The organism is Paracoccus rhizosphaerae, assembly GCF_026162645.1.
Taxonomy (GTDB): Bacteria; Pseudomonadota; Alphaproteobacteria; order Rhodobacterales; family Rhodobacteraceae; genus Paracoccus; species Paracoccus rhizosphaerae.
In genome coordinates, this window is record NZ_JAOTBE010000092.1 from 1 (window position 1) to 10,485 (window position 10,485).

The window sequence follows — 10,485 nt, forward strand, 5'->3', positions numbered from 1 at the left end:
GAAAGGGGAAAGCTTGGCCATCTGCGCGTCGGTCAGCCAGAAAAGGTCGCTCATGTCACCGCTCCGTTTTCCGAGCCGTGAATCACGCAGCACATCGAAAATCAATGCATCCTGACCCTAAGCTGCGAAAGTCAGGCAGCCTGGAGCGCAATTATAGACTTCGCACGAGAGGAAATGCTGCTGCCTTCACGAGCGTCTGCTTCAGGGAAGCCACAATTCAGCACGACGCTCGGCTGACCGGCGGCTTTGGACCGGAACGTGAAGTCCCTAGCGAAACCGCCTCGGCTGCCTCAGCAAATTCGACCGCTCAGGTTGCAGGCTCGCACGTGATCCAATCAGTCGCCGCCTCATAGTCCCGCCCTAGGTTAAGGACTGCGACGTCCTTTCCGCGATGTCCGATGAGCTGCAGCCCCATCGGCGTGCCGGCGTCGCCAAACCCTGCCGGCACGCACAGCGCCGGCAGCCCGGTGAGGGAGGCCGGCACCACGACCTCCATCCAGCGGTGGTAGCTGTCCATCGCGGTGCCTGCGATTTCTCGTGGCCAGTGCCAATCGGCATCGAAGGCAAAGAGCTGCGCCGAGGGCAGTGCCAGAATATCGACCTCTATCCCGGCCGTGCAGCGGAACCAGTCCGAGCGGATGGCGCTGGCCCTGCGGATATCGGCGGCCGTTGTCGCGAGGCCTCGCTCGATCTCCCACCGCAACTCGGGCTTCACCAGTTCGGGCGACTTGCGCAGCAGCGGCGCCAGGTTTCCGGCGATGGTCCAGCTACGCAGCAGCGTCCAGGCCTCCCACAGCGCCTCGGCCGGAAAGGGAGGCGCCAAGGCCATGACGCTGTGGCCCAGGTCCTCGAACACGTGGACAGCTGCCTCGCACAGCTCCAGAACCCCCGGCTCCATGGCATAGGCGCCACCCCAGTTGCCCAGCCAGCCGATCCTCAGCTTGCCGCCTGTTGCTTCAGGGCGGTAGGGCCCGCTGGAATGCGGGTGCCTCGGGTCATGCTCCGACTGAATGGCCAGCAGCAGTTCAAGGTCGCGGATCGACCGCGCCATCGGCCCCTCGGTCGACAGCTGCGCCAGGAACAGATCGCCCGGTCCTCCTCCTGCCACAAGTCCATAGCTGGGCCGGAACCCGAAGACATTGTTCCATCCCGCCGGGTTGCGCAGCGATCCCATCATGTCCGAGCCGTCCGCCAGCGCCACCATCCGGCTGGCCAGCGCAGCGCCTGCGCCTCCGCTTGACCCGCCGGCCGAGCGGGTCCGGTCATAGGGGTTGCGGGTGACGCCATGGACGGGGTTGTAGCTGTGCGAGCCAAGGCCGAACTCGGGCGTGTTGGTCTTGCCGATGATCACCCCGCCCGCCCGGCGCAGCCGCGCAACCATCGGGCTGTCAACGGCAGGCACATGGTCGCGGAAAGCGGGCGAGCCGTAGCTGGTCACGATCCCTGCCGTCTCCGCCAGATCCTTGATGGCCATGGGCAGGCCCTGCAGCGGACCGGGTGGCGCGCGTTGGGCCTCGTCCAGAAGCGTGTCGCGGTCTTGCAGGGCCACGATGGCGTTGATCGCAGGGTTGAGGTCGTTGATCCGGTCCAGCGTCTCCGCCATCAGCTCTCGGGCCGTGACGGTTCCGGCGCGCAAGGCAGCCAGTTGATGGGTCGCGTCATGCTTGATCATGCTGCACATTCACGTCCGGCCGCGCGTCGGGGTCAAGACAGCAACAGATGAGGTCGACGATTTCTGCCTGCTCACGTCTCTCGATGAGATGGCCCGGCCTCCGCTTTGGCAAACGCCGCATCACGAGACGCAGGCATTCCAGTGGCAGCCAAAGGAAGAACCCCTTACTCGTCAACCAACTGCCAAAACCCATACTTGCGACCGTGCTTCTGCTTGAGTGCCTGGACGAACTGCTCGTGCGTGGGAACATGGCCGTAGCTCTCGATGGCTGCATCGCACGTATGGCACTCCGCAAGGTGACGCGCGGCGTATCGGTATCGCTTGGACCTCCCGGCATCCAGAGTGTCCTGAACCATGGCGCGTCGCATCAGAGTTCCGGCCAGTGGATAGCGGGCTTCGAGAGCGGCCGCCGCAGTCGTCAGGGTTTGATAGGAGTTTCCGTCTAGGTCCTCCGCCCGCGCCAGCACAACCCGTGCCGCACGTTCATGGGCGGGCCAGTCGACGAGGAAGCTGATCGCAGCATCGGTATCGGAGAAGGCTTCGGCGATGCCCAACGCCTTTTCCTCTGCCTCGATGTCCTCGAAGTCGGGGAGCAGCTTCAGGTATCCCCGAAGGCTGCGTCTGCTCAGGTTCTGCTGGAACGCGTTCCACAGGTGGTCCTTCAGCTCGTCCATCTTGCCAAGCTTCTCGAGGCATTCCTCGTAGACCTCGTCGAGGTCGTCGTGAAGCATCCTGAACAATTGCCCGTCTTCGGCCGCTCTGGCGCGTTCGACGATGCCGAAGGCCTCCTCCACGCGACCGGCGTCCAGCAACCGCCGAGCAACGTCAGGCGCGATGGTCCCGTAGGTCAGCTGCTCCTCCGAGTAGCGGGCGATGTAGGCGTCAACATCGCCTTGTGCGTCCGCAATATCGGCCAGAATGATCGACCGGGTGGCCTGCTTGTTGCGCTGAACAATCTGTTCCGGCGAGGTGGAGAACCGGTAGCCCGCATACCTGGCCAGTTCCTGTGCCGTCGGCGGCTGTGCGGCCCAGGCCTCGGTGATCTGCTTCAGGTGTTCGAGGCCCTCTGTCCCCAGAGCTTCCGCGGTCGCGGGAATGATGCCATCGAACTCGCCATAGCCCGCCTCGGCAACGGCTTCGAGGATCCGCTCGGCCAAGGTCTCTCGATCCGGCGAAATCCGGGGTGCGACCGTGGCGATCAGGTCCACGGCGTCGGCCATCACGCTTCCGATCGCGCCGTTGCTGTCATCGGTGCGTTCGTGGATCGACGGAGCGAGTTTCAGCAGCGACCAGAGCAGGTCGAAGGCTTCAACGGCATCATCCGGAGCAACCTTGTGTTCGATCGCGCTCAGCAGTCCTTCGAGATCCTTGACCAGCGCCCTTTGCTGGCGCCAGTCCAGGTAGCTGGTCGCGCGCCGCAGCGACGCGAACCGCTTGCGGATATCGGCGGCGACGTCTTTGGGCCCTTGCGCGGCGCTAAGCTCCATTCGCGCACGCCGCTGAAGAGCCGCGCTGCCTTGGACCAGGTCCATCACCAGTTCGGCAAGCTTTTCAGCCCCCAGCTTCTCGAGATTTGCTTTGTTCAGGGTCTTCTTGGACATGGTGGTGACATCAGGTGGTGCTGTTGTGTTCCACCGGCACTCTACAGGACAGGTTTGTCGGGGCAATGTCGTGCCGGGATAACCGGTAACATGGCGCTGCCTCGGCGTTCGCTGAAGATGTTTGCGCGCCCCGGCGGGGTGCCATAAGCGCAGGGGAGAAACGCGTCCAGCGTGACAGGGAGCACCGCCTTGAAGACCGACCCCGCCCATCGCCAGAACATGGTCGGCGCGGCCTGGATGATCGTGGCCATGGCGGCCTTTGCCGTGGAGGATGCGCTGGTGAAAGCCATGTCCGGTCTTCTTCCGGTCGGCCAGATCCTGACCCTCTTTGGCCTGGGCGGCGCGCTGATCTTCGCGGCCATCGCGGTCCGCCAGGGCGATGCCCTGATGACATGGGATGTGGTCTCGCCCGCGATGCGGATCCGCGTGTTTTTCGAGATCACCGGGCGGCTCTTCTATGTGCTGGCTCTGGCGCTGATCCCGCTTTCGACCGCGACGGTGATCCTGCAGGCGACCCCTCTGGTTGTGGTGGCCTCGGCGGCCGTGATCTTTGACGAACGGGTGGGCTGGAGGCGGTGGACGGCCATTGTCCTCGGGCTGGTGGGGGTGCTGATCATCCTCCGCCCCGGCACCGAAGGTTTCTCGGCCCTGTCGCTTCTGGCGGTCATCGGGATGCTGGGCTTTGCAGGCCGCGACCTCGCCAGCCGTGCCGCCCCCAAGAGCCTGAGCACCGCCATTCTCGGCCTCTACGGCTTTCTGGCCCTGGCAGTGGCGGGCCTGCTGTTTTCCCTCTGGCAGGGAGAGGCGTTTCGGCTTCCCGACGCGCGTGCCACTGTTCTGCTGCTGGCAGTGATCGTCATCGGCATCGGCGCCTACTCCTGCCTGATGAAGGCGATGCGCTCCGGCGATGTATCGGCAGTCACGCCGTTCCGCTACACCCGGCTCCTGTTCGGCATCGCCCTGGGCATTGCCCTGTTCGGCGAGACGCTGACCATGGGCATGCTGGCCGGCTCGGGCCTGATCGTGCTGTCCGGCCTCTTCATCCTGTGGCGCGGGCAGAAGAAAGCGGCCGAGGTCGGCTCAACAATCTAGGATGTGGCCCGAACTCGCAGGAGCAGCGAACGATTATTGGGTGCCGCACCAGATACTTTCAGCTGGTTTCGCTGCGTTACGCGTAAATCTTCGCTTTGGGCATGTGTCATATAGCGGCACATGGCTCTTCTGACCGGCGACTATGAGCCGAGCGGCTTAACAAGGCGTCGCTCGGCGGAACGATGCGCTACAGGTCTATCCCCTCGGAGAGCGTCAAGGCATCCTCCATGTCAACGCCAAGGTAGCGGACCGTGCTTTTCATTTTTTGTATGGCCCAGCAGCAGTTGCACCGCCCGGAGGTTGCCCGTGTTCTTGTAGATCTGCGCCACCTTTGTGCGCCTCGTCGAATGGGTGCCGTAAGCGCCCGGCTCTAGACCCAACAACATGACCCACCCCCGGACGATCCGCGCATACTGCCGCGTCGACGGGTGCGGGCTGCCGTGGATCCGGCTCGGCCACAGGAACTCGAGGCCGATCATCTCGGGGTCCCGGATCCAGCACGCTGGGGATTGGCGCGTGGTCGCGGTGACCTCGAAGCCGACCGGCTTGCCCGTCTTACCCTGAATTATCGCGGCGCGCTCCTTGACGTGCCCGGCTGCGAAGACATCCCGGACCCTGAGGGCTAGGAGATCGCACCTGCGCAGCTTGCTGTCGGCGGCCATGTTGAACAGCGCAAGGTCACGGGTGTTGCCCGCCATCTCGAGCCTGACTCGGATCGACCAGACATGCCGCGGCAGGAGTGGGCGCTTCTGCTCGATGATGCGGCCCTTGTCCCAGGCGACGCGGGCGGGACGGAGGACGGGGAGAAGATCGACGGACATGAGAACATCTCCTGTCCACCGGACCCACCCTTCTTCGGTCATGCCGACCCAGGGAGCATACCACAGTGAAGGCACCAAGACGTGGCGTCGGGCGGCGAGCGGTCTGTAGTCACCACTCTCGCCGCTTTGGCCGATCTCGCTGGAACGATGCACGGAGCGCAATGCATTTACGGCCCCCGAAAGGCTTGGCTGCTGGCCATGTCTTGATCTAAATGGGTTCCAGCCACGCATTGCCGCAGCAAGAAACCTCTTGATTCGAGACGCCAATGCTGCACGCGAATACCCAGCTTGATCATCCCAACGGCGCCGTTGCCATGTTCCGCTTCGCGGCGGATCATCCGGAATACATCACGGGAACGGAGACAGGGCCATGGAGGATGCGGCTTCCGTTAGGCAGTTTCGAAGTGCGACAGGACGGAACGGTGCTTCTCGTGGAGGCAGAAGGCGTCAATCCCATTGGCCTCAGCTACATGAAGCTGATCTTTGTGGATCATATTCGCGAGTATTTGGCAGAGGACGTGGAGCTTGAGTGGAAGGGCGATGGCCAAACCCAAGGCATCCCGCCTTTCTTCCGCCAAGTTCGCGTCACAGCATCGCGCCGCCTGACCCCTTCGATGCAGCGGGTGACCCTTGCGGTTCCAGACCTGCAGGGCCTGCCGCTGGATGAGCTTCACGTCCGCCTACTACTGCCCCCCAAGCATCGCCCCGCAAACTTGCCACCGGTCTGGCCGATGCTCACGGCTAGCGGCGCTTTGAGTTTTCCAACGGGAGCGGACGCCCTGCTGGCACGGGTTTATACCATCCGCCATGTGGATCTGGCGCGAAGCGAGGTAGACGTCGACTTCGTGCTTCACCCCACAAAGGAGGCTTCGGCCGGCGGATGGGCTGCGACATGCCGGGCTGGCGATGTGGCAGGGCTGCTGGGACCCGGCGGCGGGGCGATCCCCGCAGCGCCGCGTCTGCTTCTGCTGGGTGACGAAACAGCGCTGCCAGCCATCGCCCGTATTCTGGAGGTTGCGTCGCCAAAGACCATTTGCCAGGCGATCATCGAGGTGAACGGCCCTGAAGATGAACAGGTTATGGCTCGCCCGGTGGAGTGGCTGCATCGTCGTGGCGCCGCGCCTGGCACAACGCAGCTTCTGGTGGAAGCGCTCGCCCGGCGACAGCCGTCCGAAGATCTTTACCTCTGGGCCGGGTGCGAATTCGATGGCTTCCGCGACATCCGCCGCCACGTCCGTTCGGTCTGGAAGATGCCGCGCGACCGGCACATGGTCACCGCCTACTGGCGGCGCGGGGCGGCGGGTGAGGTTCCGGAGGAGCCGCATCACAGTTCCGCCGCATGACCTCGTGTGGCCGGGCTTCCTAGAAGCCTATTGCCGGTGCCGTCCTGCTTGTCAGCCGTTGCAGCATCAGGACAGCCAGAACGGGCAGGACGGCGCTGAGGCCAAAGAAGACGCCGTAGCCCGCATTCTGCGCGATGAACCCTGCCATCAACCCCAGAATCATGCTTAGCGCACCGTCGAGGCATTGGAACAGGGTGAAGTCCACCCCGCCCTGCCTCGGATCCGACCACCGCATGAACTGCGCATAGATCGCGGTGAATCCGATCGCCGACAGCGCCGACCCCGACAGCAGTGCCGCCGCGACCGGCAAGGCCGGCGGCAATATGATCCCTGCGCGGTCCAGGACCAGACAAAGCATCAGGATGGCCTGAGAGATCAACGCTCCGCTCATGGTGACCCGCACACCCCATCGCTGGACGGCCGCCCCACCCAGCAGCGCACCGCAAAGGCCGAGGACCAGGCTGCCAAAGCCATGGAGCAGACCCACCGCCTCAAGGGAAATGCCCCTGTCGATCAGGAACGGCGCCAGCATGCCCAAGGGGAGCTTCTGGGCGATCACGAAGATGGCCGTCAGCATCAGCCCCTGGCGGATGTCACTCTGCGCCAGTGCGCGGCGTAGGCTGGGACGAGGACCCGCAGCCGAGGAAGGGATCGACCCGGCCTCTCGTGCCGTCAGGGAAAACCAGACCAGCAGGACAGTCACCAACCCGGCCATGAACCAGACGGCGCCGCTCCAGCCGAGACGGGCCACCAGCACAAGGAGTAGCCCTGCGCCGATCGCCGATCCGACATAGGCGCCTCCGACCTGCGCGGCATTGCCCCAGCCATGCTCGCTTCGCGTCAACGCGCCGACAGCATGGCCGTCCACCACGATGTCGGCGGTTGCGGTGGCGATGGCCACAATCATCAGGCAGGCCAGCGCAGGCAGCAGCGGCACCAGACCAACGGCGCCGGTGGCCAGCAGCCCCAGGACGGCGACAGTGCCGAACAGAAACACCAGCATGGCGCTGCGCGGCGGGCGTCCCAGAGGCAGGCGCCATCGCTCGACAGCGGGCGACCACAGAAACTTCAGCGCCCAGGGCGCGATCAGCAGCGACAGGAGCCCGATCCTGTCCAGGGGCAGGCCCTGGTCGCGCAGCACGGCAGGAAGGCCGCCCCAAGTCAGACCGCCGATGACGCTCTGCGCCACGTAGGCGGCCCACAACCCGGACAGGATCGTCACCTGTCCAGGCTGGCGTGAACGCCGCACCATCAGAAGCGGCGGCTGAGGCTGGCCGTCCAGGTTCGGCCCTCGTCACGATAGCAATATCCTGCCGTGCAGGTCTGCTCTTGCTGGTCGAACAGGTTCTTCACGTTCAGCTGCATCTCGACGCCGCGCAACTGCGCCGGCCGATAGCTGACGCCGAGGTCCACGAAGACGCGGTTGTCGTTCCTGATCGAGTTTAGATCGTCGCCATAACTTTCGCCCACATATCGCAGCCCGGCCCCAAGACCCAGGCCCGCCGCCGGGCCCGCCTGAACGTCATACTTGCCCCACAGGGACAGCATATCATTCGGGACGCCCGACAGTTCGTTGCCGGCCGTTCCCGCTGCGCCTTCCTCGATCTTCACGCGCTGGTGGGCATAGCTTGCGATCAGGCCCCAGCCATTGTCCCAGCTGGCCTGCGCCTCCAGTTCGAACCCGCGGCTGTTCAGGTCCAGCTGCCGCTGGCGGTTCTCGCCAGTCGAGACATCCAGCACGGTGCCGTCGCGCTGGTCGATGTCGAAGACTGCCGCAGACAGCAGCAGGTTCGTGGCCTCGGGGGCATATTTCAGGCCGATTTCGCGCTGCGTGGACTGCGTCGGCCTAGCCGCGCGCTGTGTGCTGTCGTCTGCAGGGTCGTCATAGACGAAGCCGATATTGGGGGCGAAGGACGTCGAGACGCTGCCATAGGCCATGACGCCGTTGTTCCAGTCATAGCTGACGGCAAGGCGCCCGGACCGGCCGGTGTCGTCCTGGGTGCTGCTTGAACGGTCGGCGCTGGTGGTCGTTGTCTCGACACTGTCCCACCGGGCACTGGCAAAGGCTTGCCAGTTGCCCCACTGCATCTGGTCGTGCAGGTAGATGCCCTTCTGGCGCTGTTCCTGCGATCCGGTGAACGGCACGGGCGCCGCGGCTGTCTCGGCGGCAGAAACGTAGCCGAGGATGCTGTAGGTTTCGTAGTCGGCGCGGGTCATGTCGGCTCCGGCCAGTATCTCGTGGGACACCGCGCCGGTGTTCAGGCTCCAGCGCAGCTCGTTGTCGAGCACGAGCGTGTCCAGGTTTTCCTTGTAGTGGCCCCAATAGCGCGCAAGGTCGGCGCCCACGGGATAGTGCCCACTATATTCGAGGTCGATATCGACGCGCGCCGCGCGGAAGCTCTGGCGCAGCGTCAAGCTGTCGGTCAGGTCATGCTCGACCTCATAGCCGAGACGCCACTGATCCTGCTCGAAATCGTTATAGTCCGGATCGCCTTCATAAAGCTCCGAGACCTCACCATAGGCGGGGTTGTAGAAAGCGGCCGTTCCGCCCGTCACCGAGCTGGAGATCTCGGCCAGCAACGTCGCCCGCGTCACGCCGTTGTCCCAGGAAAGTGCCGGTGCGAAGTAGGTCTTGTCGTCTGCATATCCCGGAAGGTCACTGTTTGCCTCGCGGACAAGGCCGGTCAGGCGATAGTTGAAGTCGCTGCCCTCGGACATGGGCCCGGAAATATCGCCAGCGATCTGGACGCGGTCATTGGCGCCGGTGGACAGCTCGATCTCGCGATAGCGCTCGTCCTTTGGGCGCTTGGTGATCAGGTTGACGATACCGCCGGGGCCGCTGACGCCGTAAAGCGACGAGTTCGGCCCCTTCAGCACGGCCACCCCCTCAAGCCCATAGGGCTCGGTTTTGAACCAGGCCGTGGGCGCGTTGTATTGGCGCAGACCGTCACGGAAATAGCCGTTGTAGTAGGCCGGCAGCCCGCGCAGGAAAAAGGCATCAAACCGCGTATCGAAGCCGTAGTTGTTCGGATTGGCAGCCGACGTATAGCCCAAGGTCTCGTTTAGCGTGCGGGGGGCCTGATCCTCGATCTGATCCTGTGTGATGATCGTGACTGCCTGCGGGATCTTCCCGACGGGCGTGTCCAGCTTGGTCGCCGAACGGCTGATGCCCGGGACATACCCGTCCTGGACCAGAGTCGTATCGCTTTCGGCCTCGAATACGATCTCGGGCAGGACATAAGGGGCATCTTGAGCGATAGCGGGAAGGGCCGCAGCACCGGCAAGAAGGCAGGCAATCAACGGTCGTTTCATCATGTTTCCTTGGACGAGAGGCAGGCAACTGGCCCGGGTTCGAAGCACGGTTTAAAGCGGAGGCCCGAATGCGATGAACATCGCGCATGCCGAGCTGAGGCTTCGGCTATGGATTCCGAGTTAATCTGTCAAGTATTGATGATGCGGCCGTGACGGCGTTGTTGCAGAAGTCAGCCTGCCGGAGGATTCACGTTCCCACGCTGGTAAGGTAAGCGTTCGGCATGAGCAAACCTGAGGCTGTCCGCTACCGCACGACGAACTGGAAGTCCTATAATGATGCCCTGAGGCGGCGCGGATCGCTGCTGATCTGGCTGGACAAGGACATGGCGTGGCTGGCGAACAAGGCCGGCGGTCCTGGCCGCCCGCCGGTGTTTTCTGATGCGGCCATTCAGTTCTGCCTGATGGTGAAAGTGCTCTTTGGCCTGCCACTCCGGCAAACCACTGGCATGGTGGCCAGCATCCTGAAGATGGCGGGGCTCAACTGGCCGGTGCCGGACTTCTCCACCCTGAGCCGCAGACAGAAGACGTGTGTGGACGCCCCGTTGGATGCAAGTGAAATCTTGAGCACGATCGGGCATGTGATCCGGTGCGGTCGTGTGTCCGGCCTCGAAGATGCGGCCTGTCATGCGCCGCGGGCCCTTATG

7 protein-coding genes and 1 pseudogene are annotated in these 10,485 nt (G+C 64.0%); 3 read left to right on the forward strand and 5 right to left on the reverse strand.

Going from position 1 to position 10,485, the window contains the following annotated elements; translation table 11 throughout:
• Positions 1-307: 307 nt before the first annotated feature.
• Together OC184_RS18390 and OC184_RS18395 are read right to left on the reverse strand one after the other, a co-directional pair.
• Positions 308-1,672 carry an amidase gene (locus OC184_RS18390; RefSeq protein WP_265508611.1) on the reverse strand — a complete coding sequence of 455 codons (1,365 nt, stop codon included), beginning with the start codon at positions 1,670-1,672 and terminating at the stop codon, positions 308-310.
• A gap of 164 nt (positions 1,673-1,836) precedes the next feature.
• Positions 1,837-3,273, reverse strand: coding sequence for a DUF6880 family protein (locus tag OC184_RS18395; RefSeq protein ID WP_265508612.1), 1,437 nt, complete (start codon positions 3,271-3,273; stop codon positions 1,837-1,839).
• A gap of 219 nt (positions 3,274-3,492) precedes the next feature.
• Between OC184_RS18395 and OC184_RS18400 the strand changes: the two genes are divergently transcribed.
• Positions 3,493-4,365 carry a DMT family transporter gene (locus OC184_RS18400; RefSeq protein WP_265508617.1) on the forward strand — a complete coding sequence of 291 codons (873 nt, stop codon included), beginning with the start codon at positions 3,493-3,495 and terminating at the stop codon, positions 4,363-4,365.
• A gap of 187 nt (positions 4,366-4,552) precedes the next feature.
• Here the strand turns inward: OC184_RS18400 and OC184_RS18405 are convergent.
• A pseudogene (locus OC184_RS18405) lies at positions 4,553-5,186 on the reverse strand (tyrosine-type recombinase/integrase).
• Between the two features lie 266 nt (positions 5,187-5,452).
• On the opposite strand from OC184_RS18405, the gene OC184_RS18410 reads away from it, so the two are divergent.
• On the forward strand, positions 5,453-6,529 hold the full coding sequence (locus tag OC184_RS18410) for a siderophore-interacting protein (protein WP_265508613.1): 1,077 nt from the start codon (positions 5,453-5,455) through the stop codon (positions 6,527-6,529).
• Between the two features lie 19 nt (positions 6,530-6,548).
• Here the strand turns inward: OC184_RS18410 and OC184_RS18415 are convergent, their stop codons facing one another.
• Positions 6,549-7,751 (reverse strand): MFS transporter, encoded by a 1,203-nt coding sequence (locus OC184_RS18415; protein WP_265508614.1) that lies wholly within the window; start codon positions 7,749-7,751, stop codon positions 6,549-6,551.
• Between the two features lie 29 nt (positions 7,752-7,780).
• Positions 7,781-9,841: a TonB-dependent siderophore receptor gene (locus tag OC184_RS18420; protein WP_265508615.1), complete on the reverse strand. Its 2,061-nt coding sequence runs from the start codon at positions 9,839-9,841 to the stop codon at positions 7,781-7,783.
• 221 nt (positions 9,842-10,062) lie between these two features.
• Here OC184_RS18420 and OC184_RS18425 point away from each other — a divergent pair.
• Positions 10,063-10,485, forward strand: a 423-nt coding sequence (locus OC184_RS18425; protein WP_265508616.1) for a transposase, incomplete at its 3' end; no start/stop codon positions are given.

What these genes read in the sequence shown, in the direction of transcription:
- OC184_RS18390 (WP_265508611.1), bottom strand. Translation starts at nt 1,672, where the DNA reads ATGATCAAGCATGACGCGACCCATCAACTGGCTGCCTTGCGCGCCGGA.
- OC184_RS18395 (WP_265508612.1), bottom strand. Translation starts at nt 3,273, where the DNA reads ATGTCCAAGAAGACCCTGAACAAAGCAAATCTCGAGAAGCTGGGGGCT.
- OC184_RS18400 (WP_265508617.1), top strand. Translation starts at nt 3,493, where the DNA reads ATGGTCGGCGCGGCCTGGATGATCGTGGCCATGGCGGCCTTTGCCGTG.
- OC184_RS18410 (WP_265508613.1), top strand. Translation starts at nt 5,453, where the DNA reads ATGCTGCACGCGAATACCCAGCTTGATCATCCCAACGGCGCCGTTGCC.
- OC184_RS18420 (WP_265508615.1), bottom strand. Translation starts at nt 9,841, where the DNA reads ATGAAACGACCGTTGATTGCCTGCCTTCTTGCCGGTGCTGCGGCCCTT.